The sequence below is a fragment of the Macrococcus equi genome (genome assembly GCF_047426745.1).
Taxonomy (GTDB): Bacteria; Bacillota; Bacilli; order Staphylococcales; family Staphylococcaceae; genus Macrococcoides; species Macrococcoides equi.
Window position 1 is genome coordinate 972927 of sequence record NZ_CP179732.1, and the last position, 26820, is coordinate 999746.

A 26820-nucleotide genomic window follows, 5' to 3' on the forward strand; every position below is an offset into this window, starting at 1 on the left:
GAGCCATTAGCTCAGTTGGTAGAGCATTTGACTTTTAATCAAAGGGTCAGAGGTTCGAATCCTCTATGGCTCACCATTATTTGAATATAAAACTTAATAATGCGAAAGTAGTTCAGTGGTAGAATACAACCTTGCCAAGGTTGGGGTCGCGGGTTCGAATCCCGTCTTTCGCTCCATTAAGAAAATTAAATGCCGGGGTGGCGGAACTGGCAGACGCACAGGACTTAAAATCCTGCGGTAAGTGATTACCGTACCGGTTCGATTCCGGTCCTCGGCACCATTTAATTTTTATTTTTTTGCGCCCGTAGCTCAATTGGATAGAGCGTTTGACTACGGATCAAAAGGTTAGGGGTTCGACTCCTCTCGGGCGCGTTTAATAAACGGGAAGTAGCTCAGCTTGGTAGAGCACTTGGTTTGGGACCAAGGGGTCGCAGGTTCGAATCCTGTCTTCCCGACTTACTAAAATTTTGGGGGCTTAGCTCAGCTGGGAGAGCGCCTGCTTTGCACGCAGGAGGTCAGCGGTTCGATCCCGCTAGTCTCCACCATAAATTTATTAAAATGAACATTGAAAACTGAATGACAATATGTCAACGTTAATTCCAATAATTTGAGTGAACTTAGTTCACTCCCAAGAGTGATTGCCATAAGCAATCAAAGAGCATTATCAAACAAACTATTATGGAGAGTTTGATCCTGGCTCAGGATGAACGCTGGCGGCGTGCCTAATACATGCAAGTCGAGCGAACAGATGGAGTGCTTGCACTCCTGACGTTAGCGGCGGACGGGTGAGTAACACGTGGGTAACCTACCTATAAGACTGGGATAACTTCGGGAAACCGGAGCTAATACCGGATAATATTTAGCTTCGCATGAAGCAATAGTGAAAGACGGTTTTGCTGTCACTTATAGATGGACCTGCGGTGTATTAGCTAGTTGGTGAGGTAACGGCTCACCAAGGCAACGATACATAGCCGACCTGAGAGGGTGATCGGCCACACTGGGACTGAGACACGGCCCAGACTCCTACGGGAGGCAGCAGTAGGGAATCTTCCGCAATGGACGAAAGTCTGACGGAGCAACGCCGCGTGAGTGAAGAAGGTTTTCGGATCGTAAAACTCTGTTGTAAGGGAAGAACAAGTACGTTAGTAACTGAACGTACCTTGACGGTACCTTACCAGAAAGCCACGGCTAACTACGTGCCAGCAGCCGCGGTAATACGTAGGTGGCAAGCGTTATCCGGAATTATTGGGCGTAAAGCGCGCGTAGGCGGTCTCTTAAGTCTGATGTGAAAGCCCCCGGCTCAACCGGGGAGGGTCATTGGAAACTGGGAGACTTGAGTACAGAAGAGGAGAGTGGAATTCCATGTGTAGCGGTGAAATGCGCAGAGATATGGAGGAACACCAGTGGCGAAGGCGGCTCTCTGGTCTGTAACTGACGCTGAGGTGCGAAAGCGTGGGGATCAAACAGGATTAGATACCCTGGTAGTCCACGCCGTAAACGATGAGTGCTAAGTGTTGGGGGGTTTCCGCCCCTCAGTGCTGCAGCTAACGCATTAAGCACTCCGCCTGGGGAGTACGGTCGCAAGACTGAAACTCAAAGGAATTGACGGGGACCCGCACAAGCGGTGGAGCATGTGGTTTAATTCGAAGCAACGCGAAGAACCTTACCAAATCTTGACATCCTTTGACAACTCTAGAGATAGAGCTTTCCCCTTCGGGGGACAAAGTGACAGGTGGTGCATGGTTGTCGTCAGCTCGTGTCGTGAGATGTTGGGTTAAGTCCCGCAACGAGCGCAACCCTTATCTTTAGTTGCCATCATTAAGTTGGGCACTCTAGAGAGACTGCCGGTGATAAACCGGAGGAAGGTGGGGATGACGTCAAATCATCATGCCCCTTATGATTTGGGCTACACACGTGCTACAATGGTTGGTACAAAGGGCAGCAAAACCGCGAGGTCAAGCAAATCCCAGAAAACCAATCTCAGTTCGGATTGTAGTCTGCAACTCGACTACATGAAGCTGGAATCGCTAGTAATCGTAGATCAGCATGCTACGGTGAATACGTTCCCGGGTCTTGTACACACCGCCCGTCACACCACGAGAGTTTGTAACACCCGAAGCCGGTGGAGTAACCTTTTAGGAGCTAGCTGTCGAAGGTGGGACAGATGATTGGGGTGAAGTCGTAACAAGGTAGCCGTATCGGAAGGTGCGGCTGGATCACCTCCTTTCTAAGGATATTACGGAAAAGGAATTCTTGAAATTCCTTCGGAATAGCGTTTGACATATTGTATTCAGTTTTGAATGTTTATCTATTAAATATTCAAAATTAAAATGGGCCTATAGCTCAGCTGGTTAGAGCGCACGCCTGATAAGCGTGAGGTCGATGGTTCGAGTCCATTTAGGCCCACCATTTTAAAATTGTACTTTGAAAACTAGATAAAGTAAGAAGAAATAAAAGATTTTACCAAGCAAAACCGAGTGAGTTCATTTTTGAATTCTTAAAAAAATCGCGCGTCTACATTTATGTAGACATCACAATATTAATAACAGATTAAGTTATTAAGGGCGCACGGTGGATGCCTTGGCACTAGAAGCCGACGAAGGACGTTACTAACGACGATATGCTTTGGGGAGCTGTAAGTAAGCTTTGATCCAGAGATTTCCGAATGGGGAAACCCAGCATGAGTTATGTCATGTTATCCATATATGAATACATAGTATATGAGAAGGCACACCCGGAGAACTGAAACATCTAAGTACCCGGAGGAAGAGAAAGAAAACTCGATTCCCTTAGTAGCGGCGAGCGAAACGGGAAGAGCCCAAACCAGAGTGCTTGCATTCTGGGGTTGTAGGACACTCAATACGGAGTTACAAAGGAACAGTTTAGACGAATGACTTTGGAAAAGTCAGCCATAGAAGGTAAAGGCCCTGTAGTCGAAAAGTTGTTCTCTCCTGAGTGGATCCTGAGTACGGCGGAACACGTGGAATTCCGTCGGAATCCGGGAGGACCATCTCCCAAGGCTAAATACTCTCTAGTGACCGATAGTGAACCAGTACCGTGAGGGAAAGGTGAAAAGCACCCCGGAAGGGGAGTGAAATAGAACCTGAAACCGTGTGCTTACAAGTAGTCAGAGCCCGTTAATGGGTGATGGCGTGCCTTTTGTAGAATGAACCGGCGAGTTACGATTTGATGCAAGGTTAAGCAGTATATGTGGAGCCGTAGCGAAAGCGAGTCTGAATAGGGCGAATGAGTATCAGGTCGTAGACCCGAAACCAGGTGATCTACCCATGTCCAGGTTGAAGTTCAGGTAACACTGAATGGAGGACCGAACCGACTTACGTTGAAAAGTGAGCGGATGAGGTGTGGGTAGCGGAGAAATTCCAATCGAACCTGGAGATAGCTGGTTCTCTCCGAAATAGCTTTAGGGCTAGCCTCGTGTGATGATTATTGGAGGTAGAGCACTGTTTGGACTAGGGGCCCCCCTCGGGTTACCGAATTCAGACAAACTCCGAATGCCAAATAATTTAACACGGGAGTCAGACTGCGGGTGATAAGGTCCGTAGTCGAGAGGGAAACAGCCCAGACCACCAGCTAAGGTCCCAAAATATATGTTAAGTGGAAAAGGATGTGGCGTTGCCCAGACAACTAGGATGTTGGCTTAGAAGCAGCCATCATTTAAAGAGTGCGTAATAGCTCACTAGTCGAGTGACGCTGCGCCGAAAATGTACCGGGGCTAAACATATTACCGAAGCTGTGGATTGTCCGTAGGACAATGGTAGGAGAGCGTTCTAAGCAGCGTCGAAGCATGATCGCAAGGACATGTGGAGCGCTTAGAAGTGAGAATGCCGGTGTGAGTAGCGAAAGACGGGTGAGAATCCCGTCCACCGATTGACTAAGGTTTCCAGAGGAAGGCTCGTCCGCTCTGGGTTAGTCGGGACCTAAGCCGAGGCCGAATGGCGTAGGCGATGGACAACAGGTAGATATTCCTGTACCACCTAAGATTGTTTGAACGATGGGGGGACGCAGTAGGATAGGCGAAGCGTACTGTTGGTTATGTACGTCCAAGCACTGAGACTGAGTATTAGGCAAATCCGGTACTCTTAAGGTCAAGGTGTGATGGGGAGCGAAATTATAGTAGCGAAGTCGTTGATTTCACACTGCCAAGAAAAGCCTCTAGTTAGAAATTAGGTGCCCGTACCGCAAACCGACACAGGTAGTCAAGATGAGAATTCTAAGGTGAGCGAGCGAACTCTCGTTAAGGAACTCGGCAAAATGACCCCGTAACTTCGGGAGAAGGGGTGCTTTTTAGGGTGCAAGCCTTGAAGAGCCGCAGTGAATAGGCCCAAGCGACTGTTTATCAAAAACACAGGTCTCTGCAAAACCGTAAGGTGACGTATAGGGGCTGACGCCTGCCCGGTGCTGGAAGGTTAAAAGGAGTGGTTAGCATTAGCGAAGCTACGAATTGAAGCCCCAGTAAACGGCGGCCGTAACTATAACGGTCCTAAGGTAGCGAAATTCCTTGTCGGGTAAGTTCCGACCCGCACGAAAGGCGTAACGATTTGGGCACTGTCTCAACGAGAGACTCGGTGAAATCATAGTACCTGTGAAGATGCAGGTTACCCGCGACAGGACGGAAAGACCCCGTGGAGCTTTACTGCAGCCTGATATTGAAATTCGGCACAGCTTGTACAGGATAGGTAGGAGCCTTTGAAACGTGAGCGTCAGCTTACGTGGAGGCGTTGGTGGGATACTACCCTGGCTGTGTTGACTTTCTAACCCGCGCCACTTATCGTGGCGGGAGACAGTGTCAGGCGGGCAGTTTGACTGGGGCGGTCGCCTCCTAAAGAGTAACGGAGGCGCTCAAAGGTTCCCTCAGAATGGTTGGAAATCATTCGCAGAGTGTAAAGGCACAAGGGAGCTTGACTGCGAGACCTACAAGTCGAGCAGGGTCGAAAGACGGACTTAGTGATCCGGTGGTTCCGCATGGAAGGGCCATCGCTCAACGGATAAAAGCTACCCCGGGGATAACAGGCTTATCTCCCCCAAGAGTTCACATCGACGGGGAGGTTTGGCACCTCGATGTCGGCTCATCGCATCCTGGGGCTGTAGTCGGTCCCAAGGGTTGGGCTGTTCGCCCATTAAAGCGGTACGCGAGCTGGGTTCAGAACGTCGTGAGACAGTTCGGTCCCTATCCGTCGTGGGCGTAGGAAATTTGAGAGGAGCTGTCCTTAGTACGAGAGGACCGGGATGGACATACCTCTGGTGTACCAGTTGTCGCGCCAGCGGCATAGCTGGGTAGCTATGTATGGACGGGATAAGTGCTGAAAGCATCTAAGCATGAAGCCCCCCTCAAGATGAGATTTCCCAACTTCGGTTATAAGATCCCTCAAAGATGATGAGGTTAATAGGTTCGAGGTGGAAGTACAGTAATGTATGGAGCTGACGAATACTAATCGATCGAAGACTTAATCAATTTTATAAGATTTTTTGCACGGTGATGTTTGGTACATCATATTTCTTCTTAAGTTTATCTAGTTTTGAAGGTACAATACCTTTAATATACTTTGTCTGGTGACGATGGCAGAGAGGTCACACCTGTTCCCATACCGAACACAGAAGTTAAGCTCTCTAGCGCCGATGGTAGTTGGTCTTACGATCCGCGAGAGTAGGACGTTGCCGGGCAATTCATAAGAGATCCTTCGGGGTCTCTTTTTTTTTATATAAATGTTAGATTATCTTGGTTACTGGACTGAGCGGTCGAAATTTAATATAATTCGACCACTCAAAATTTATCTATTTATTTTATACATTGCTGATTTGTTATGCCTTACTTTTTCACAATACTTTCTCAAGTACCGTTTCAAGGTAGTCGCATTTACACCTGTATAATCTTCTAATTCTTTTCTCGTAAAGCTTCCATTCTTAAATAAACTTACATCTTCAATTGCCTCGATAACATAATCTTTCTTTCCTACCATATGACCGCAAATACATTGCATCATCCGTTGAGATTTTTCCTGGAACATCCCAAATGATTATCTACTAATAATTAACCTAACCTCAAATCATCATCATTAGATACCATAAATATGTAACGACTTCTGGTATTAGATTAAAAAATACATTTTGTTCATTGCCATTATATCCTTTTAACTTAAACTCAGAATTAATAAAAAGAATTCTGCTACTTACTTTATAATCATATGCGTGTAGATGGATAAACTGCTCTAATTTTCGATGTGCTCTATCCAGTTGGCTGATCAATCCTTGATGTACATAGCCTTTATCACTAATAAAGTTACCATTACCAAATCGATAAAGTCCTGAGTAATTTTTAATATCAATATGTATAACGGTATTATTAGCGATAAATAAAAAATCATATTGAGCTGTTCCAAATACGTCTAAAGTGAAATCCCAAATGCGTACTAAATCATCAAAATCTTTGATGCTCTCGAAAAATGCATATTCACCGTCAAATCCAAGTAAATAATGTTTAAGATTTTGATAGTCTATATCCTCTAATAAGGTCCGACCATTTATCTTGCATAGATAATGATAATAGAATGTTCTTTGGTGTCGTTTGAGTAGCATGTATGCCTCCACTATTTAATTTAATAAGGCCTTAATTATCTTTTCTATTTTATCATCTTCAAAACTACCGAAGCCAATAATGTATTGATTACTATATTCGGTGTGAGATCCTTCATAATAATCAAGCAATGTATTAATATGATAGTCTTTTGTATTTAATCTTTCAGTGGTTTCCAGTACAAAGTGCATACCAGCCTCTGTCCCATGGATTTTACAGTGGGGAAAATGTTTAGCAAATGCCTCTAAAGTGAGGTCTAACTTTTTCTTATATATCTTACGCATACGGTTAATATTTCTTTCGAATTCACCGTCTTTCAAAAACTCAGTAATCATAAATTGCATATGTCTAGGAACTGTATTGTTAGGTTTATTTTCTAACGTAAAATATTTTTCTAATAATAGTTTAGGTAATACCATGTATGCAACGCGTATACCTGGAAATATTGATTTTGAAAATGTACTCATATATATCACTTTGTCACCCGTACTCATACCTTGTAATGCTTTCAGTGGTCGTCCTTTGTAACGAAACTCACTGTCGTAATCATCTTCAATAATATATCGGTTGCCGGCCTCTGCCCATTTAAGCAGTTCAATTCTTCTTTTAGACTTAAGTACAACGCCTGTTGGGAACTGATGACTTGGAGTGACATGTACTACACTTGCTGCATCTAATAATTCATTTGCTATGATACCATCCTCATCAACGTTCACATTTATGTAATCTCTACCTTCATATTTGAGGACTTTCTTAATCAGCGGATAGCCTGGATTCTCAATATAGTATTTACGATTGCCGAGTATACGTGTTAGCAATGTAAACAGTTGTTCTGTAGAGCTACCTACAATAATTTGTTCATTACTACAGTTCACACCACGTGAATGATATAAATATCTTCTGATTTCGTTGCGTAAGCTTTCTTCACCCTGAATATCTCCACGTTCAAGTAAACCAATCTGTTCTACTTCAAATGCATCACGTGCATACTTTCTGAATTTCTGAAAGGGAAAAGATTTTAAATGACTGTCTTCAATTTTAAAAGAAATTTTCTCACGATGTTCTTGCTGTTCAAATGTTTCTTGCGTTGTAGCAGGTATCATATTGATGGACTGAATATCTTCTACAAAAAAACCCACCTTTGGTTTTGAATAGATATATCCTTCATCAAGTAGTTGCTGATAGGCGATTTCAATGGTTGTTATACTTAAGTTTAAATGGCTACTTAATTTACGTTTAGAAGGAAGTTTTTCGTTAAATAATAACTTTCCATTCAAAATATCTTCCTTTATCAATTGATAGAGTTGTGTATATAAAAATTTATCTTGCGAAAAGCGATAAGTAAGCATCTCCATAGTTATCTGACCCCTTAAATTAATTAAAAACTGGCACTTTTATAATACCAAAAACTGCGATAAATTAGTTCATGTAATCAAAAATTCAGACTATTCAGGGGTGTAATCATGAGTAAAATTTTAGGATCAGATAAAGTAAAACGTGGTATGGCAGAAATGCAAAAAGGTGGCGTTATCATGGACGTTGTTAACGCTGAACAAGCAAAAATCGCTGAGGCTGCAGGGGCTGTTGCAGTAATGGCTTTAGAGCGTGTACCAAGTGATATTCGTGCAGCAGGTGGAGTAGCACGTATGGCTGATCCACGTATTGTTGAAGAAGTGATGAACGCAGTTTCAATTCCGGTTATGGCAAAAGGTCGTATCGGTCACATTACTGAAGCACGTGTCTTAGAAGCGATGGGTGTTGACTATATTGATGAGTCAGAAGTATTAACACCAGCAGACGAAGAATTCCACTTAAAGAAAGATGAGTTTACAGTACCATTCGTATGTGGTTGCCGTGATCTAGGTGAAGCAGCGCGTCGTATCGGTGAAGGTGCAGCGATGTTACGTACGAAAGGTGAGCCAGGTACTGGAAACATCGTTGAAGCAGTACGTCACTTACGTAAAGTGAATGCGCAAGTACGCAAATTATCTGTTATGAGTGATGATGAAATCATGACTGAAGCGAAACTTTTAGGTGCACCATATGAAGTGTTAAAAGAAATTAAAACATTAGGTAAATTACCTGTTGTAAACTTTGCAGCAGGTGGTGTTGCAACACCAGCAGATGCTGCTTTAATGATGGAATTAGGAGCAGACGGTGTATTCGTAGGATCAGGAATCTTCAAATCTGAAAGTCCTGAAAAATTTGCAAAAGCTATCGTTCAAGCAACAACACATTATCAAGACTATAAATTAATCGGTGAGCTTTCTAAAGAGTTAGGTGCAGCGATGAAAGGTTTAGATATCAATAAACTTTCTTTAGAAGAAAGAATGCAAGAGCGTGGCTGGTAAGATGCAAATAGGTATTCTAGCATTACAAGGGGCCGTAAGAGAGCATGCAAGACATATTGAGCTATGTGGCCATACACCTAAACTGATTAAACGTGTAGAAGACCTTGAAGGTATAGAAGGTTTAGTATTACCTGGTGGCGAGTCGACTACGATGCGTAGACTGATGAATCTGTATGGATTCACTGAAGTCCTACGTAAAAGTGATTTACCGATGTACGGTACATGTGCAGGTCTTATCTTACTTGCTGAAAATATCGTAGGTTATGAAGAAGGTCATCTGAAGAAGATGAACATTACGGTAGAAAGAAATTCTTTTGGTCGTCAGGTTGATAGTTTTGAAGCTGATCTTGAAGTTACAGGTATTGAGGAACACGTGAATGCGGTATTTATTCGTGCACCTCACATTGTTTCAGTTGGAGATAATGTTGAAGTGTTAAGTGAAGTGGAAGGTAAAATGGTAGCAGTACGTCAAGACAAGTACTTAGGAATCTCCTTCCATCCTGAACTGACAGATGATATCAAGATTATGAAATATTTCATAGAAGAAATGGTAGTTCAATCATAAGACCTTTTCTTTTTAAATTAGAAAAACATGTGTTATATTGCTCTACAAAGAGGTGTAAAACGATTGAAAAATTTAAGTTTAGTAGAAGCAATTAATACAAGAAAATCAGTAAAAGGATTCGATCCTGAAGTAAAGATTCCACATGAAACAATGGAAGAAATGATAAGACTCGCAACAAAAGCGCCATCTTCAATTAATCTCCAACCTTGGAGATTTGTCATTGTTGAATCTGATGAAGCAAAGGCAGCGATTAAAGAGCTAGTCAGATTTAATACGCATCAGTTAGAAACGAGTGCGGCATTTATATTAGTTTTATCTGACAATCATCATATACATGATGTTGACAAGATAATGAAGAAAAATGTTGAACTTGGATATATGCCTGAAGAAGTTGAGGTACAAAACACACAGATTATTAAACAATTAGTTTCAAGTGCGCCACAATCTTACTTCACTCAGCAAGGTATTATGGATGCCAATCTAGCGGCAATGCAATTAATGTTAGTGGCTAAAGAATATGGTTATGATACAAATCCAATTGGTGGTTTTGAGCGAGATGAAGTGATGCAGGCATTAAATATTGATGCAGAGCGCTATATTCCGATCATGTTCATTGCGATTGGAAAAGGTGTGAAATCACCTCATGAATCAAGTCGACATGATGTAAAAGAAATTATGAGTTATGATATTTTAAATACAGGAACAATCGGAGAATAACTCCGACGAAACTCCAGTGCATATGCACTGGAGTTTTATTATGGACATTTTTAGTATTGTGCTTTACTCCACGGAAAAAATATAAAAACAAATTGTTTGCGTAAAAAAGTATGATTAAATATAATAAAGTCAAAGAAGGTCAAAGGTGGGTGATGTCATGCACAATATGTCAGATATAATTGAACAATATTTGAAGCAATTATTAGATGAAGCACAAGATGATGTTGTTGTAATTAAACGTGCACATATTGCAGAAAAATTTGATTGCGTTCCATCACAACTCAATTATGTGATAAAGACGCGTTTTACCAATGAACATGGATATCAGATTGAGAGTAAGCGTGGTGGTGGTGGTTATATCCGCATCACAAAAATCGAGTCGAATAATAAAGCAGCATTTATTGAACATTTACTTGAGTTGACAGGTCAACAAATATCTCAACAGAATGCGGAACGTATTATTGATGGCCTGCACCAAAATGAACTCATTAGTGAGCGTGAAAAAAAGATTATCTTATCTACCATTCATCGTGATATTTTAATGGTGGATGTACCGTATCGAGATTATATTCGAGCGAATATATTGCGTAATGTACTCAATATCATTCATTACAGCTAAGGAGAGATTGTATGCAATATGAAGAAGAGTTTTCAATGAATCAGTTGCTGAAACATTTATTAAATAGTGGCGAGTTTCAAGCATCTCATACACCGGATAAATGTCCGAATTGTGGATTGTCTTTAAGAGAGGCACTTCATATTGGGAAATTTGGTTGTCATGAATGTTATAACACTTTTAGCGACTACGTTCCACAAGTTATCGAACGTGTGCAAGCTGGTAATTTACAACATATCGGCGTTACACCGCATAAATCACAAGAAAAAATTGCTTTAAAGAAAAGAATTGAAGCACTTGAAAAAAAACTTCAATCATTAGTGGATGCTCAGGCATTTGAAGAAGCGGTGGTCGTACGTGATGAGATACGAGCATTAAAAGAAGGTAGGGATACGCATGCTGAATAAACATCTACAGAATATATTGAGTGATTGGATGCAGTCAGCAGATGAACCCGCAGTGATTTTGAGTTCGCGCATTCGGCTTGCACGTAATCTGGAGAACTACGTTCATCCAATGATGTTTAAAGATGATACGGCGGAGCAAGTGATTGAAGAAGTATCAAGTGTAATAGGCAATGAATATGAACTAATCAAAATGTCTGATACGCCGATGAAAGAACGTCAGATGCTTGTAGTGAAACATTTAATGAGTAAAGAATTAGCTCAAAAGGATTATGGGGCAGTATTTATTAATGAGGATGAATCAGAAAGTATTATGGTAAACGAAGAGGATCATATACGTGTACAAGTGCTAGGTAATGATCTATCACTCCATCATCTATATGAACGTGCGCGCATCATAGATAAAAAAATTGATGAGAAATTAATGATTTCTTATGATGAGCATTATGGATATTTAACAACGTGTCCAACAAATATTGGTACCGGATTACGTGCAAGTGTGATGCTGCATTTACCAGGACTGTCTATTATGAAGCGTATGACACGCATTGCTCAGACAATTAACCGCTTTGGATTTACGATTCGTGGAATGTATGGTGAAGGAACGCAGGCTTTAGGACATATTTATCAAGTATCTAATCAATTAACGCTCGGTAAAACGGAAGAGAGTATTATAGAGGATCTCACTCAAGTAGTTGAACAAATTATCGAAGAAGAAATCAATATGCGTAAACGTATGAATAATTATGACCACGTTGAGACGATAGATAGAATTTACAGAAGTCTGGGTATACTGAAATATAGCCATAAGATTTCTGTAGAAGAAGCAAGTTTAAGATTAAGTGAAGTTAAACTGGGCATTGATATGGGAATTATAAAGGATACACCATTTAGATTTAATGAGTTAATGGTTGCGATTCAAGCACCTTTTATCGATAAATTATATACAGAAAATAGACAAATAGATGAAAAAAGAGCACAGATGCTTAGAGAGCATCTGTAAGGAGGAAAAAATATGTTTGGGAGATTAACAGAAAGAGCACAACGTGTATTAGCACATGCTCAAGAAGAAGCAATTCGCTTAAACCATAATAATATCGGCACAGAGCATTTATTGTTAGGACTAGTTAAAGAACCGGATGGTATTGCTGCAAAAGTACTTGCTGCATATAACATCACTGAAGATAAAGTTGTACAGGAAGTTGAACAATTGATTGGTCACGGGACAGATATGGGTGGTACAATTCAATATACACCGCGTGCGAAAAAAGTAATCGAATTATCATTAGATGAAGCACGTAAACTCAATCACAATTTTGTAGGTACAGAACACATTCTCTTAGGATTAATTCGTGAAAATGAAGGTGTAGCAGCACGCGTATTAGCAAACCTGGATTTAAATATCACAAAGGCACGCTCTCAAGTCGTGAAATTGTTAGGTAGTCCTGAAATGGATTCAAAAGGTGCTGGAGAAACTAAATCACAAGAGACACCGACGCTGGATGGATTAGCACGTGATCTTACAGTCATCGCAAAAGATGGTACATTAGATCCGGTTATCGGGCGTGCTGATGAAGTAACACGTATTATTGAAGTGTTAAGCCGTCGTACTAAAAATAACCCGGTACTTATCGGTGAGCCTGGTGTAGGTAAAACAGCGATTGTTGAAGGTTTGGCACAAGCAATTGTAAATAATGAAGTTCCTGAAACATTAAAAGGAAAGCGTGTCATGAGCTTAGACATGGGAACTGTTGTCGCAGGTACTAAATACCGCGGCGAATTTGAGGAACGTCTGAAAAAAGTAATGGATGAGATTCATGCTGCTGGCAATATCATCTTGTTCATTGATGAATTACACACATTAATCGGTGCTGGTGGAGCAGAGGGTGCCATCGATGCTTCAAATATCCTTAAGCCAGCATTAGCACGTGGAGAAATTCAATGTATTGGTGCGACTACTTTAGAAGAGTATCGTAAATATATTGAAAAAGATGCTGCACTTGAACGAAGATTCCAACCTGTTCAGGTTGATGAGCCGAATGTTGAAGATGCGATTGAAATTTTACGTGGACTAAGAGATCGATATGAGGCACATCATCGTATTAAAATTTCAGATGAAGCAATTGTTGCGGCGGTAAAAATGAGTGATCGTTACATTTCTGACCGTTTCTTACCAGATAAAGCGATTGATTTAATTGATGAAGCGAGTTCAAAGGTCCGTTTACGTAATTACACAACGCCTCCAAGTTTGAAAGAACTTGAAGTAGAACTTGAAAAAGTTAAAAACGAAAAAGATGCAGCGGTACACTCTCAGGAATTCGAGCAAGCAGCATCGTTACGTGATAAACAGACACAACTTGAAAAGCAATTAGATGAAACGAAGAAAGAATGGCAAAAGACTCAAGGCTCTAATAATACATCGGTAACTCCGGATGATATTGCTATTGTCGTTGCTAACTGGACAGGTATTCCGTTAAATAAAATTGCGGAAACAGAATCTCAAAAATTATTAAACTTAGAAGAGATTTTACATGACCGAGTTGTAGGTCAGCATGATGCAGTCGTATCAATTTCTAAAGCTGTTCGTCGTGCACGTGCAGGACTTAAAGATCCGAAACGTCCTATTGGTAGCTTTATTTTCTTAGGTCCAACAGGGGTCGGAAAAACTGAACTTGCAAGAGCATTAGCTGAAGCGATGTTTGGTGAAGAAGATGCAATGATTCGCGTTGATATGAGTGAATTTATGGAGAAACATAGTGTATCTCGTTTAGTAGGTTCTCCTCCGGGCTATGTAGGTTTTGAGGAAGGCGGTCAGTTGACTGAGAAAGTTCGTCGTAAACCATATTCAGTGATTCTTTTCGATGAAATTGAAAAAGCACATCCAGATGTATTTAATATGTTATTACAAGTGCTGGATGATGGTCGTTTAACTGATTCTAAAGGACGTACAGTAGACTTTAGAAATACAGTTATTATTATGACAAGTAACGTTGGAGCACAAGAACTAAAAGATAATAAATTCGTAGGTTTCGGTGGTAATGACGCTGCCCAAGATTACGAAACAATTCGTAAGACGATGATGGATGAATTGAAAAAGCAATTCCGTCCAGAGTTCTTAAACCGTATTGATGATATTATCGTGTTCCATAAATTAGAGAAAGAACAACTAAAAGAAATCGTTACTTTCATGGTGAACGGTTTAACGAAACGTTTGAAAGAACAAGACATCTTCATTACATTAACTGATGCTGCGAAAGAAAAAGTAGCAGAAGATGGATATGATCCGGAATACGGTGCTCGTCCGTTGACGCGTTCTATCCAGAAAAATATTGAAGATAAACTTTCAGAAGAATTGTTAAAAGGTGAAGCACTTGCTGGACACGAAGTAACGATAGATTATAAAGATGGCGAATTTGTAATTACGAAAGAGAAAAAATAATCAACTTAAACTGTTGAAATGATAGTCTAGAAAGCTGTCATTTCGACAGTTTTTTTAGTTTATTAAGAATATGAAGTATTATAAGGGTATAACATTGTCTAAATATGCAAAAAGATTTAAAATAAATACATATTAAAACAGGGGGAATTACGTTGGCTAAAGCAAAATCAACATTTGAATGTATGGCCTGTGGTTATCAATCCCCAAAATGGATGGGTAAATGTCCAAATTGTGGTGCCTGGAACCAGATGGAAGAGGTTATTGAACATAAACAAAAAGGTCCGAAGACTGCGATACATCAACAAGATTCAAATTCTAAAGTAGAAAAATTAAAAAATATCACTAAGGAAAGTGTTCCGCGGGACCACACACAAATGGGTGAACTTGATCGAGTATTAGGAGGCGGCATCGTTCCGGGTTCTCTTATATTAATTGGAGGAGACCCTGGTATCGGGAAATCTACATTGCTATTACAAGTGTGTGCGATGTTATCTCAGAGACATCCGGTACTATATATATCAGGTGAAGAATCAGTGAGACAGACAAAGCTAAGAGCTGACAGACTTAAAGAAGATGCTGGCGAACTTGATGTATATGCTGAAACCAATCTGCAGATTATTCACGAGACAGTGAAGAAAATGCAACCAAGATTTCTGGTGATTGACTCCATTCAGACAATATTCCATCCGGAAGTCACAAGTGCACCAGGATCTGTATCGCAAGTACGAGAATGTACACAGGAATTAATGCGTATTGCAAAACAGATGAATATTGCCACGTTTATAGTGGGTCATGTAACGAAAGAAGGCCAAATTGCTGGTCCGCGTTTACTTGAACATATGGTAGATACCGTATTGTATTTTGAAGGAGATACACATCACAGTTATCGTATACTACGAGCTGTAAAAAACCGTTTTGGTTCGACTAACGAGATGGGTATATTTGAAATGCGTAACACAGGTTTAACGGAAGTCCTAAATCCGAGCGAGATGTTCCTCGAGGAACGCACGAAAAATGTGGCAGGCTCAACAATTGTTGCCACAATGGAAGGCACACGACCATTGCTTGTTGAAGTACAATCACTTGTATCACCAACTTCTTTCCATAATCCAAGACGTATGGCGACAGGTATAGACCACAACCGTTTAACACTACTTATGGCTGTGCTTGAGAAGAAGCAAGGTTATTTATTACAACAGCAGGATGCTTACGTTAAAGTGGCCGGTGGTGTGAAGTTAGATGAACCTGCAGTCGATCTAAGTATTATTATTAGTATTGCATCAAGCTATAATGATAAACCGACACGTGGAGATGACTGCTTTATTGGTGAAGTCGGATTAACAGGGGAAGTGCGTCGGGTAGCACGTATTGAACAACGTGTTCAGGAAGCGGAAAAGCTAGGTTTCAAACGAATCATTATACCGAAGAATAACATCGGAGGATGGGATTTCCCAGGTAATATTGAAGTCATCGGTGTAACGAATATTAGTGAAGCATTAAAGCTGGCATTTTAAGGAGGTGAAAGTATGTTAAAGAAATTAGTAACATTAATATTTATTGTTGTTGGTGCAAGTTTGGGGATTTTTGCGATACCGGAACTTATTCGTTTATTTAACTTAAATATTCCGGAAATCTTTAAAAACCCCTATGTTGACGGAGCGATTGGGATAATTGTCTTCTTTATTTTATTTTACTGGTTAATTGATCGCGTAGTTAACCTCATTATTAAAGGTGAGAAGTCCTTACTAAACATTAACTTTATGGAACTTATATTTGCGACACTTGGTATGATTTTAGGATTAATGATTGCGTGTATGATTAGTTTAATTTTTAACTTTATGGGTTTTACATTGCTTAAAAATACTGTGCCTGTGATTTTAGCGGTCGTATTAGGTTATCTGGGGTTTCAGGTAGGTCTTAAAAAGCGTGATGAAATCCAAAGTTTTTTACCGGAACGTTTTCAGAGCAGTACGAATAAACGACGTGTATTAGATAATACGAAGTTACTGGATACGTCTGCAATTATTGACGGCAGAATTTTATCGATTGTTGAATGTGGATTCTTAGATGGAACAATTATCGTACCACAAGGTGTATTAGACGAATTACAGCTCATCGCAGATTCTACTGACGGTATGAAACGAGATAAAGGACAGCGTGGATTAGATATACTAAGTCAGTTACAAAACACAGGACATCCTATAAAAATAGTTCCGGGACATAAAAATATTAAGGAAGTCGATCAACTTCTAGTCACTATGGCTAAAGAGACAAAATCAAGCGTGATTACAACAGACTTCAACTTAAATAAAGTATGTCAGGTTCAAGGCATTAAAGTGTTGAATGTTAATGATTTATCTGAGGCAATTAAACCGGTTGTTGCACAAGGTGATAAATTTATGCTGAATGTGACGAAAGCCGGAAAAGAAGAAAATCAAGGTGTCGGATATCTGGAAGATGGTACGATGGTTGTTGTTGAGAACGGCAAACATTTAATCAATAAACAAGTGAATGTTGAGGTTCAATCAGTGCTTCAAACTTCATCAGGCAGAATTATTTTCACAAAGAAAGTGAATGACTAATATGTATGACGTAATTATTCCGGCTGCAGGCATGGGGAAACGTATGCAGGCAGAAAAGAACAAAATATTACTGATGCTCAATGACAAATCGATACTTGAGCATACCGTAGAAGTATTTCAAAATGATGCAAATTGTCGTGCGATTCATTTAGCCGCACAAAAAGATGAAATCGAAATGATGCAATCAATGCTACAAGCATACGATAAAATTGGTACCATCACTGAAGGCGGTAGTGAACGCCAATACAGTATTGAAAACGTATTAAAATCAATTGAACCGTGTGACTATGTATTTGTGCATGATGCGGCACGACCGTTTGTTACCCAGGAGACTTTGCATAAACTACATGAATCAGTACAACAACATCAAAGTGTAATCGCTGCTGTGAAAGTGAAAGATACCATTAAGCGTGTACAAGATAAAAAGGTCTCTGAAACGTTAAAGCGTGATGAGTTATGGCAAGTTCAAACGCCTCAAGCATTTGATTATCAGCTATTACTTGATGCATACAATAAAGCGGACAAAGAAAAGTTCTTTGGTACGGACGATGCATCACTTGTAGAACGTATCTCAGAGGTACATATCGTAGAAAGTGATTACGACAATATTAAGCTTACAACACCAGAAGACATGTTCTTTGCTGAAGCTATACTGAAGAAAAGAGGGTTATGATGAGAATTGGATATGGATATGATGTACACCAATTAGTCGAGGGTAGACCTTTAATCATCGGTGGAATTGAATTAAATCACGATAAAGGGCTACTTGGTCATAGTGATGCTGACGTATTGCTACACGCGATTACAGATGCGATTTTAGGTGCGGTATCATTAGGCGATATCGGTAAATTCTTTCCAGACGACGACCCTAAATACAAAGGAGCAGATTCACGCATTTTATTAAAAGATGCGTATCAGCACGTATTAGAGATGGGTTATGAAGTTGGCAATATCGATGCAACAATTATTGCTGAAAAGCCGAAATTCAGACCACATATTGATGCAATGCGTGAATCAATCGCGAATGTCTTAAATACTGATGTGTTCAACGTCAATGTTAAGGCGACAACGAATGAGAAAATGGGTTACTTAGGTAGACAAGAGGGAATCCAGGCACAAGCTGTGGTATTATTATTAAAGAAAACAATTTAATGGAGTGAATATAATGAGTAAAGTAAGAGTAAGATATGCACCAAGTCCGACTGGTTTCTTACACATCGGTAATGCACGTACTGCATTATTTAACTATTTATTTGCAAGACATAATGACGGAGATTTCATCATCCGTATTGAAGATACTGATACAGCACGTAACGTCGAAGGTGGCGAAGCGAGTCAGTTAAAGTTCTTAAAATGGTTAGGTATGGACTGGGATGAATCAATCGATAAAGACGGTGGCTATGGTCCTTACCGTCAATCAGAGCGTGCAGATATCTATAATCCTATTATCGAAAAGTTATTAGCTGAAGATAAAGCATACCGTTGTTACATGACTTCAGAAGAGTTAGAAGCAGAACGCGAAGCACAACTTGCACGAGGTGAAATGCCAAGATACGGCGGTAAACATGCACATCTGACACAAGAAGAAGAAGAGGCGTTAATTGCCGAAGGTAGACAGCCATCTATCCGTATTCGTGTACCAAAAGATAAAACATATACATTTAATGATATGGTTAAAGGTGAAGTGTCATTTGATTCTAATGGTATCGGGGATTGGGTTATCGTTAAAAAAGATGGTATTCCAACGTATAACTTTGCGGTAGCAATTGACGATCACTTCATGGAAATTACACATGTTATTCGTGGTGATGACCATATTTCAAATACACCGAAACAAATGATGGTATATGAAGCATTAGGATATGATGTACCAACATTCGGTCACATGACGTTAATCGTAAATGAAGAGCGTAAGAAATTATCGAAACGTGACGGATCAATTATTCAATTTATCGAGCAGTATCATGACCTAGGTTACTTACCGGAAGCATTATTTAACTTTATCGGTTTACTAGGATGGTCTCCAGAAGGAGAAGAAGAAATTTTCTCTAAAGAGCAATTTATCGAAATGTTTGATGAGAAACGTTTAAGTAAGTCCCCAGCCTTCTTTGATAAACAAAAGCTTGCATGGATTAATAACCAGTACATGAAAACAAAAGATTTAGATACTGTGTTTGAAATGACTTTACCACACATGGAAAAAGCGGGACTTATTTCAAATAATCCAACTGAAGCAGAACTTGCTTGGGCAAAATCATTAGTAAGTCTTTATCAACAGCAAATGAGTTATGCCGGTGAAATCGTGGAACTTTCTGAGTTATTCTTCAAAGATGAATTAGCATTAAATGAAGAGGCAAGTGAGGTCGTGAACGGTGAACAAGTACCTGAACTTGTAAAAGCTTTAACAGCACAACTAGAAGCATTAGAGACATTCGATGCAGCAAGTATTAAAGCGGCTATTAAAGCAGTTCAAAAAGAAACGGGTATTAAAGGTAAAAACTTATTTATGCCAATCCGTGTAATGGTATCTGGACAAACGCATGGTCCTGAGTTACCAAATACTATGGAATTATTAGGTAAAGAAAAAGTTATTGAACGTTTAAGTGTCTATGCATAATTCTGAAATAAAATAGTTGAATTTTAATATGAATGAATTATAATCGACTTATGAGACCAAGTAGATAATTAATATATCTTTAGAGAGCATACGGTTGGTGAAAGTATGTGGTAGCTTAATTGTTGAATGCATCTCATTATAAAGACAAAGTTGAATATATTTTAAGTGAGTAGATTTATCTACTAATCAGAGTGGAACCGTGCAGAAGCACCTCTTATTTTAGAGGTGCTTCTTTTTATTATAATTGGGGGTGTAGGAATGTTTTCAAGGATTAAAGATGACATTAACATGGTATTTGAGCAAGATCCAGCTGCGAGAAGTAGTTTGGAAGTATTTCTTACTTATTCAGGATTACACGCTGTATGGTGGCATTTAGTTGCACATTGGTTCTTTAACCGCAAGATGTATTTTGTAGCGCGTGCAATCAGCCAAATTTCAAGATTCTTCTCTGGTATTGAAATCCATCCGGGTGCTAAAATCGGGAAACGTTTATTCATTGATCACGGGATGGGAATAGTTATTGGTGAAACATGTACAATTGGAGATAACGTTACGATTTATCAAGGTGTCACACTAGGTGGTACTGGGAAGGAAAGTGGCAAACGCCACCCTGATATTGGAGATAATGTTTTAATTGCTGCGGGAGCTAAAGTATTAGGCAATATTCAGATTGGTAACAATGTGAATATCGGTGCTAACTCAGTGGTATTAAAATGCGTTCCTGATTACTCTACAGTCGTAGGTATTCCAGGGCATATCGTGAAACAAAATGGTGTAAGAGTCGGTAAAAGCTTTGATCATACAAATTTACCGGATCCTATTTATGAAAAACTAAAAGAATTAGAAAGACATATCGAGGCAACGAAAAAGGGAGAGATTATTGATGATTACGTTATATAACACATTAAGTCGAAAGAAAGAAAAATTTGTACCGCTTGAAGAGGGTAAGGTTAAGATGTACGTGTGTGGTCCAACGGTTTATAACTACATTCACATTGGTAATGCTCGACCTGCTATCAGCTTTGATGTAGTAAGACGTTACTTTGAATATCGCGGTTATGAAGTGAACTACGTATCAAACTTTACAGATGTAGATGATAAATTAATTAAAGCAGCAAACGAACTTAATTCTACTGTTCCTGAAGTCGCTGATCGTTTTATTGCGGCATACTTTGAAGATACTGGCGCATTAAATTGTAAACATGCAACACATCATCCACGTGTAATGGATCATATGGATGACATTATAGAGTTTATCGAGGAATTAATTAAAAAAGACTATGCCTATGAAAGCAGCGGGGATGTGTATTTCAGAACGCGTAAGTTTGATGGATACGGAAAGCTCAGCCATCAATCAATTGATGAGTTAAAAGTAGGTGCGCGTATTGCAACAGGTGAATTAAAAGATGATGCACTAGACTTCGCATTATGGAAGAGTGCCAAACCTGGAGAAATCAGCTGGGATTCTCCGTGGGGTAAAGGTCGTCCGGGTTGGCATATAGAGTGTTCGGTGATGGCGAAAAAACATTTAGGTGATTCAATTGATATTCATGCAGGTGGATCTGATTTAGCGTTCCCACATCATGAAAATGAAATTGCGCAATCTGAAGCGCATAATGACACAACATTTGCGAACTACTGGATGCATAATGGTTTTATTAATATCGATAATGAAAAAATGAGTAAATCATTAGGTAACTTTATATTAGTGCATGACATTATTAAAGAAGTGAACCCTAACGTGTTACGTTTCTTTATGATTAGTGTACATTACAGAAATCCAATCAACTACAACATGGAGCTTGTGACGAGCGCAAAAGCAGGATTAGAACGTATTCAAAACGCATATGCAGCTTTAAAGGAGCGTCAGGAGATTTCAGTAGATGTGGTTGATCATAGTGAAATGATTAAAACAATAGATGATATATTATTACAATTTGAAACGGCGATGGATGATGATTTTAATACGGCTAATGCAATTACAGCTTGGTATGAATTGGCCAAACAGGCAAACATCTATAATCAGAAAGATTCAACAGATTTAAAAGTTATTGAACGTTTCCTTGAGGTCTTTGAAATTATCAGTGATGTTTTAGGGGTTAAACTTGTGGAAGAAGCAGAACTATTAGACGAAGATATTGAAGCTTTAATTGCAGAACGTGAGGCAGCTCGTAAGGAAAGAAACTTTGCACGTGCAGATGAAATCCGTGACATGCTTAAAGAGAGAAATATTATTCTGGAAGATACAGCACAAGGTGTGAGATTTAAACGTGGTTAATGAAGCAAGTTTGTACAATCCACTGACACTTGCATACCTTGGTGATGCTGTACTTGATTTATACGTACGAGATTATATTGTGCGAGAGATGAACAAGAAGCCCAATGAATTACATCGTCAAGCTACTTTTTTCGTATCAGCTAAGAGTCAGGCAGCGACATTCGATACACTTGTGGGTGAAAATTACTTTACTGCGCAGGAGACAGAGATATTGATGCGCGGACGAAATGCCAAAAGTCATACGCGCGCTAAAAATACGGATGTTATCTCTTATAAAAAGAGTACTGCACTGGAAGCGGTCATCGGTTATTTACACTTAAATAACGAAACAGAAAGATTACAGGTGTTACTTGAAAAAATTGTAACATTATGTGAAATGAGGGGTAAGCAATGAACAAGCAAACGAATGATGAAATTATTGTAGGACGTCATGCGGTTAAGAGTGCGATAGAATCAGAACATGAAATTAATAAAATATTTATTCAGGAAGGCATCAATAAATCTCAAATTTCCAGTATTTTAAACCTTTGCAAAGAGCGTAAGATAATTGTTCAGACGGTACCCAAGTCGAAACTCGACCATTTATCAGATGTACCGCATCAAGGTATTATGGCGATGATTTCACCTTATGAATATGTGGAGCTTGATGATTTTTTAAGTGCACGTAATACGGAAGCATTGAGTACTATTATGATTTTGGATGGTCTGGAAGATCCACATAATTTAGGTTCAATCTTAAGAACAGCAGATGCGATTGGTGTTGACGGTATTATGATTCCGAAGCGACGTTCGGTGAGTTTAAATCAAACGGTTGTTAAAGCATCAACTGGAGCGATTGAACATGTGCCTGTGATGCGTGTAACAAATATCAGTCAGGCGATTGATAAATTAAAAGAGAATGGATACTGGGTTGCAGGTACAGATGCAAAGCAATCCGTAGATTATCGTAAGATGGATGCTAATATGAATTTAGCAATTGTCATTGGCTCAGAAGGTGAGGGGATGAGTCGCCTTGTAAAAGATAAATGTGACTTTTTAATCCATTTGCCGATGGTTGGACATGTAAATAGTTTAAATGCTTCTGTAGCAGCAAGTTTATTAATGTATGAAGTTTATCGTAAAAGGAATCCGATAGACTAATGATTAAAAGATATACCATCATCGATGGATATAATGTCATAGGTCAAAGTGCAAAATTAAAAAAACTTGCTAAAGAATCATTAGAAGAAGCACGTATGCAACTATTACTTGAAATCGCCAATTACAATGCGCGTATAGCTGATGAAATGATTGTTGTGTTTGATGCTTATGATGTGAAGACACACGAACGTGAAGAAGTGTTTCATGGTATTCGTATTGTATTCTCGAGAGAAAAGGAAACAGCTGATGCAGTCATTGAGAGGCTCGTACATGAAATGTACGAAAAACATATTACAACAATTAAAGTGGTAACAAGTGATCTATCAGAACAGCACACCATTTTTGGTAGCGGTGCTTTGAGAATCCCCTCACGTGAATTTATCAGTAATTTACGTGAAGAAGAAAAAAATGTCGCAAAAGATATGCGTAGTATGGGAAATCAGAAGCCAAGAACACGTATTGAAATTGATGAAACGACAAAAGCGCGTCTGGAAAGATTGAGAAGAGGAGAAATTTAATTCAAGGTAATTTTATTGTTTGAGATAATGATATTTAACAGCTAAGCTAAAGAAAAAACATAATCCGAGGTTTAGCAAAATGATGTTTAAAACGTATACTCAAATCATTTGTGAAGAACAAACGGTATATCATCTACAGCCTATTGAAACAATTGTTAAAGATATACAGGATGGCAATATCGATGCGTTTGAAAGTCTTGTGGCAAGGCTACGTAATGGGATAGCTATTCATATTAGAAGAATTTCTTTTAAAGATTATGATGCGCTGTACCAGGAAAGTCTTATTTCACTTTATCAGGCTGTTCAAACGTATGATCCGTTAAAAAGTGATGATTTTGAAAGGTTTTATTTCTATCACTTGAAATATGCTTTGCTGGATTATGTGCGACACCTTCAGAAGGAACGCACACGTCCAGTTGTAAGCTATGAAGCACCTATTAATGATGAGGATTTGACGTTAGATGCCTATCTCCAGGATATCAATGCACTTAACCCGCGTATTGAAAGTGAACTGGAGGATTTAAAGTCACGTATGACGCCTGTTGCATTACAATTGAGTCCGTTGGAATATCGTGTAATGGAGTATTTGAAGGATCAGATGCCGGTAAAAGCTATGGCGGCAATTGAAAATGAATCTTTAAAAACAATTCACAATACGATAGCACGGCTTAAAGTTAAGGTGAAAGCATTCATCAGAGGCTTATCATAGTTTGACAAAAATACGTTTCACCGTTATATTAAACTAGGATTAGAATGAATTAAATGGACACATACCTTAAACCATATAGCATTAAAAATAAGTATCGAATTTCGGTTCGGTCTATTTTTTATCAATTAATAAACGTGATGGAGGCATACTCATGGAACATAAAGAAAATTTCTTTCAAGGCGTGATCTCTGAGATGAAAAAAACTTCATGGCCAACAGGTCAGGAAGTTGTAAGAGATACAACAATCGTAGTATTAACGGTATTATTCTTTATTATTTTCTTTTACGCAATCGACTTAGGTATTTCTGAACTTATTCGATTAATTAACTAAGGAGGCATAATATGTCTGAGGAAAGCAAAAAACATTGGTACGCAGTTCATACGTATTCGGGCTATGAAAATAAAGTTAAAGACAATTTAGAAAAACGTCTTGAATCTATGAATATGCAGGATCAAATCTTTAGAGTTGTCATCCCTGAAGAAGAAGAGACAACGATTAAAGACGGAAAAGCAAAAACATCAATTAAGAAAACATTTCCAGGGTACGTACTTGTTGAATTAGTAATGACAGACGAGTCATGGTATGTTGTACGTAATACACCAGGTGTTACTGGTTTTGTAGGCTCTGCTGGTGCAGGTTCTAAGCCGAACCCATTATTACCTGAAGAAGCGAAGTTCATCTTAAAATCTATGGGCATGAATGAGAAAACAATCGATGTCGAAATTGAAATTGGTGAGCAAGTCCGAGTGACAAGTGGACCATTCACTAATCAAGTTGGTGAAGTAAAAGAAATCGATGTTGAGAAATACAAATTAACTGTATTAGTAGATATGTTTGGTCGTGAAACACCTGTAGAGGTTGAATTTGATCAAATCGAAAAGTTATAAAAAATTAAATATAAAAATGTAAATTGACACTTGCATTTCATTGATGTAAGTGGTAATATTTTATAGTCGTGCTAATTAGTACGGTTGATGAGTGGGAGGGTAAATATCATACCCTGTGACCACATCACGATATTATAGGAGGTGCACATCGTGGCTAAAAAAGTAATCAAAGTTGTTAAATTACAAATCCCAGCAGGGAAAGCGAATCCAGCGCCACCAGTTGGTCCAGCATTAGGTCAAGCAGGTGTTAACATCATGGGATTCTGTAAAGAATTTAACGCGCGTACACAAGAACAAGCAGGTTTAATTATTCCGGTTGAAATTTCTGTATTTGAAGATCGTTCATTTACATTTATCACTAAAACACCACCTGCAGCAGTTTTACTTAAAAAAGCAGCTAAAATCGAAAAAGGTTCAGGTGAACCAAACAAGACTAAAGTTGCTACAGTAACTGAAGATCAAGTACGTGAAATCGCTGAAGCTAAAATGGAAGATTTAAATGCAGCAAGCGTTGAAGCGGCAATGAGAATTATTGCTGGTACTGCTCGTAGTATGGGTGTAGAAATTAAATAATATCACTTGAAGATTTAACGGCAGACTTATTTAAGTCTGCTCTTGCACTGTTATAGGTGCCCGTGGGAGGACATTCCGCTAAAACCACTATAAGGAGGAAATAAAAAATGGCTAAAAAAGGTAAAAAATATCAAGAAGCCGCTCAAAAGATTGATAACACAAAATTCTACTCTGTAGAAGAAGCTATCAAACTTGCGCAAGAAACAAGCACAGTTAACTTTGACGCTTCTGTTGAAGTTGCATTCCGTTTAGGAATCGATGTTCGTAAAAACGACCAACAAATCCGTGGAGCAGTAGTGCTTCCAAACGGAACTGGTAAAACACAACGTGTATTAGTATTCGCTAAAGGCGAAAAATTAAAAGAAGCTGAAGCTGCAGGCGCTGACTACGTTGGCGATGCTGAATACATCAACAAAATCAACCAAGGTTGGTTCGAATTTGATGTTATCGTAGCAACTCCAGACATGATGGGTGAAGTTGGTAAACTTGGACGTGTCCTTGGACCTAAAGGTTTAATGCCAAACCCTAAAACTGGTACTGTAACGATGGACGTAACAAAAGCTGTTCAGGAAATCAAAGCTGGTAAAGTTGAATACCGTGCTGAGAAATCTGGTATCGTTCACGCTTCAATCGGTAAAGTATCATTTGATACAGCTAAATTAGTTGAAAACTTTAACACTTTAAAAGATGTTTTAGCTAAAGCTAAACCAGCTTCATCAAAAGGTACTTACTTCAAAACTGTTTCTGTAACTTCTACTATGGGCCCTGGTATCAAAGTTGACCCATCAGAAGTAAGAAACTAATTTTAAAAAAACAATTTGACAAGATTCA

Annotated in this window: 25 protein-coding genes, 7 tRNA genes and 3 rRNA genes; 32 read left to right on the forward strand and 3 right to left on the reverse strand. The window is 39.2% G+C overall.

What is annotated here, in order from left to right:
* The 10 genes from ACMGE6_RS05170 (at position 1) to rrf (ending at position 5682) form a co-directional block, all read left to right on the forward strand.
* Positions 1–76 (forward strand) — tRNA-Lys (locus ACMGE6_RS05170).
* A 25-nt stretch (positions 77–101) separates the two neighbouring features.
* A tRNA-Gly gene (locus ACMGE6_RS05175) sits at positions 102–176 on the forward strand.
* A gap of 15 nt (positions 177–191) precedes the next feature.
* Positions 192–280: transfer RNA gene (locus tag ACMGE6_RS05180), tRNA-Leu, on the forward strand.
* An 18-nt stretch (positions 281–298) separates the two neighbouring features.
* Positions 299–372: transfer RNA gene (locus ACMGE6_RS05185), tRNA-Arg, on the forward strand.
* Between the two features lie 9 nt (positions 373–381).
* Positions 382–455: transfer RNA gene (locus tag ACMGE6_RS05190), tRNA-Pro, on the forward strand.
* A gap of 14 nt (positions 456–469) precedes the next feature.
* Positions 470–545: transfer RNA gene (locus tag ACMGE6_RS05195), tRNA-Ala, on the forward strand.
* Positions 546–675: 130 nt separating this feature from the next.
* Positions 676–2227, forward strand: a 16S ribosomal RNA gene (locus ACMGE6_RS05200).
* A 105-nt stretch (positions 2228–2332) separates the two neighbouring features.
* A tRNA-Ile gene (locus tag ACMGE6_RS05205) sits at positions 2333–2409 on the forward strand.
* Positions 2410–2548: 139 nt separating this feature from the next.
* A 23S ribosomal RNA gene (locus tag ACMGE6_RS05210) occupies positions 2549–5473 on the forward strand.
* 94 nt (positions 5474–5567) lie between these two features.
* A 5S ribosomal RNA gene (rrf, locus tag ACMGE6_RS05215) occupies positions 5568–5682 on the forward strand.
* The 16S, 23S and 5S rRNA genes sit together here with 7 tRNA genes alongside, the layout of an rRNA operon.
* A 107-nt stretch (positions 5683–5789) precedes the next feature.
* Here the strand turns inward: rrf and ACMGE6_RS05220 are convergent.
* Genes ACMGE6_RS05220 through ACMGE6_RS05230 form a run of 3 tightly spaced genes read right to left on the reverse strand, consistent with a single transcriptional unit; the run spans position 5790 to position 7947 of the window.
* Entirely contained in the window at positions 5790–6002 is a 213-nt protein-coding gene (locus ACMGE6_RS05220; RefSeq protein WP_414054693.1) for a hypothetical protein, read from the reverse strand.
* Between the two features lie 58 nt (positions 6003–6060).
* Complete coding sequence (locus tag ACMGE6_RS05225; RefSeq protein WP_414054694.1) at positions 6061–6594, reverse strand: nuclease-related domain-containing protein; 534 nt, start codon at positions 6592–6594, stop codon at positions 6061–6063.
* A 15-nt stretch (positions 6595–6609) separates the two neighbouring features.
* Complete coding sequence (locus tag ACMGE6_RS05230; protein WP_414054695.1) at positions 6610–7947, reverse strand: PLP-dependent aminotransferase family protein; 1338 nt, start codon at positions 7945–7947, stop codon at positions 6610–6612.
* Positions 7948–8055: 108 nt separating this feature from the next.
* Between ACMGE6_RS05230 and pdxS the strand changes: the two genes are divergently transcribed.
* The 22 genes from pdxS to rplA all read left to right on the forward strand — a co-directional run bounded on the left by pdxS (position 8056) and on the right by rplA (position 26792).
* A complete protein-coding gene (pdxS, locus tag ACMGE6_RS05235; protein WP_414045473.1) occupies positions 8056–8943 on the forward strand; it encodes a pyridoxal 5'-phosphate synthase lyase subunit PdxS in 888 nt (295 codons plus the stop codon).
* Between the two features lies 1 nt (position 8944).
* Positions 8945–9508 carry a pyridoxal 5'-phosphate synthase glutaminase subunit PdxT gene (pdxT, locus tag ACMGE6_RS05240; protein WP_414054834.1) on the forward strand — a complete coding sequence of 188 codons (564 nt, stop codon included), beginning with the start codon at positions 8945–8947 and terminating at the stop codon, positions 9506–9508.
* A 63-nt stretch (positions 9509–9571) separates the two neighbouring features.
* Positions 9572–10225, forward strand: coding sequence for a nitroreductase family protein (locus tag ACMGE6_RS05245; protein WP_414045474.1), 654 nt, complete (start codon positions 9572–9574; stop codon positions 10223–10225).
* A gap of 157 nt (positions 10226–10382) precedes the next feature.
* Positions 10383–10844 carry a CtsR family transcriptional regulator gene (locus tag ACMGE6_RS05250; RefSeq protein ID WP_414045475.1) on the forward strand — a complete coding sequence of 154 codons (462 nt, stop codon included), beginning with the start codon at positions 10383–10385 and terminating at the stop codon, positions 10842–10844.
* A gap of 11 nt (positions 10845–10855) precedes the next feature.
* A complete protein-coding gene (locus ACMGE6_RS05255) occupies positions 10856–11248 on the forward strand; it encodes a UvrB/UvrC motif-containing protein (RefSeq protein WP_414045476.1) in 393 nt (130 codons plus the stop codon).
* Positions 11238–12248: a protein arginine kinase gene (locus ACMGE6_RS05260; protein ID WP_414054696.1), complete on the forward strand. Its 1011-nt coding sequence runs from the start codon at positions 11238–11240 to the stop codon at positions 12246–12248. Before ACMGE6_RS05255 ends, ACMGE6_RS05260 begins: the two co-directional genes overlap by 11 nt.
* Before the next feature lie 12 nt (positions 12249–12260).
* Positions 12261–14684, forward strand: a complete 2424-nt coding sequence (locus tag ACMGE6_RS05265; RefSeq protein ID WP_414054697.1) for an ATP-dependent Clp protease ATP-binding subunit — start codon at positions 12261–12263, stop codon at positions 14682–14684.
* A 152-nt stretch (positions 14685–14836) separates the two neighbouring features.
* The gene (gene radA, locus ACMGE6_RS05270) at positions 14837–16198 is read left to right on the forward strand and encodes a DNA repair protein RadA (protein WP_414047337.1); all 1362 of its coding nucleotides are present in this window, start codon (positions 14837–14839) and stop codon (positions 16196–16198) included.
* 12 nt (positions 16199–16210) lie between these two features.
* Positions 16211–17266, forward strand: a complete 1056-nt coding sequence (locus ACMGE6_RS05275; RefSeq protein ID WP_414054698.1) for a PIN/TRAM domain-containing protein — start codon at positions 16211–16213, stop codon at positions 17264–17266.
* 1 nt (position 17267) lies between these two features.
* Positions 17268–17939, forward strand: a complete 672-nt coding sequence (gene ispD, locus ACMGE6_RS05280; RefSeq protein ID WP_414054699.1) for a 2-C-methyl-D-erythritol 4-phosphate cytidylyltransferase — start codon at positions 17268–17270, stop codon at positions 17937–17939.
* Complete coding sequence (gene ispF, locus ACMGE6_RS05285) at positions 17936–18418, forward strand: 2-C-methyl-D-erythritol 2,4-cyclodiphosphate synthase (protein WP_414047336.1); 483 nt, start codon at positions 17936–17938, stop codon at positions 18416–18418. Before ispD ends, ispF begins: the two co-directional genes overlap by 4 nt.
* 13 nt (positions 18419–18431) lie before the next feature.
* The gene (gltX, locus tag ACMGE6_RS05290; protein ID WP_414054700.1) at positions 18432–19883 is read left to right on the forward strand and encodes a glutamate--tRNA ligase; all 1452 of its coding nucleotides are present in this window, start codon (positions 18432–18434) and stop codon (positions 19881–19883) included.
* A gap of 258 nt (positions 19884–20141) precedes the next feature.
* Positions 20142–20783 carry a serine O-acetyltransferase gene (gene cysE / locus ACMGE6_RS05295; protein ID WP_414045484.1) on the forward strand — a complete coding sequence of 214 codons (642 nt, stop codon included), beginning with the start codon at positions 20142–20144 and terminating at the stop codon, positions 20781–20783.
* The gene (gene cysS / locus ACMGE6_RS05300) at positions 20767–22161 is read left to right on the forward strand and encodes a cysteine--tRNA ligase (RefSeq protein WP_414045485.1); all 1395 of its coding nucleotides are present in this window, start codon (positions 20767–20769) and stop codon (positions 22159–22161) included. Before cysE ends, cysS begins: the two co-directional genes overlap by 17 nt.
* A complete protein-coding gene (locus tag ACMGE6_RS05305; RefSeq protein ID WP_414045486.1) occupies positions 22154–22555 on the forward strand; it encodes a Mini-ribonuclease 3 in 402 nt (133 codons plus the stop codon). Before cysS ends, ACMGE6_RS05305 begins: the two co-directional genes overlap by 8 nt.
* A complete protein-coding gene (gene rlmB, locus ACMGE6_RS05310; protein ID WP_414054701.1) occupies positions 22552–23301 on the forward strand; it encodes a 23S rRNA (guanosine(2251)-2'-O)-methyltransferase RlmB in 750 nt (249 codons plus the stop codon). The genes ACMGE6_RS05305 and rlmB overlap by 4 nt, the downstream gene beginning before the upstream one ends.
* Positions 23301–23819 (forward strand): NYN domain-containing protein, encoded by a 519-nt coding sequence (locus ACMGE6_RS05315; protein ID WP_414045488.1) that lies wholly within the window; start codon positions 23301–23303, stop codon positions 23817–23819. The genes rlmB and ACMGE6_RS05315 overlap by 1 nt, the downstream gene beginning before the upstream one ends.
* A 79-nt stretch (positions 23820–23898) precedes the next feature.
* A complete protein-coding gene (locus ACMGE6_RS05320) occupies positions 23899–24528 on the forward strand; it encodes a hypothetical protein (RefSeq protein ID WP_414045489.1) in 630 nt (209 codons plus the stop codon).
* 151 nt (positions 24529–24679) lie between these two features.
* The gene (secE, locus tag ACMGE6_RS05325; protein WP_099577350.1) at positions 24680–24859 is read left to right on the forward strand and encodes a preprotein translocase subunit SecE; all 180 of its coding nucleotides are present in this window, start codon (positions 24680–24682) and stop codon (positions 24857–24859) included.
* A gap of 11 nt (positions 24860–24870) precedes the next feature.
* Positions 24871–25416, forward strand: coding sequence for a transcription termination/antitermination protein NusG (gene nusG / locus ACMGE6_RS05330; RefSeq protein ID WP_414045490.1), 546 nt, complete (start codon positions 24871–24873; stop codon positions 25414–25416).
* Between the two features lie 150 nt (positions 25417–25566).
* Positions 25567–25989, forward strand: a complete 423-nt coding sequence (gene rplK / locus ACMGE6_RS05335; RefSeq protein WP_224183617.1) for a 50S ribosomal protein L11 — start codon at positions 25567–25569, stop codon at positions 25987–25989.
* A gap of 107 nt (positions 25990–26096) precedes the next feature.
* Positions 26097–26792 carry a 50S ribosomal protein L1 gene (rplA, locus tag ACMGE6_RS05340; RefSeq protein ID WP_414045491.1) on the forward strand — a complete coding sequence of 232 codons (696 nt, stop codon included), beginning with the start codon at positions 26097–26099 and terminating at the stop codon, positions 26790–26792.
* Positions 26793–26820 lie beyond the last annotated feature (28 nt).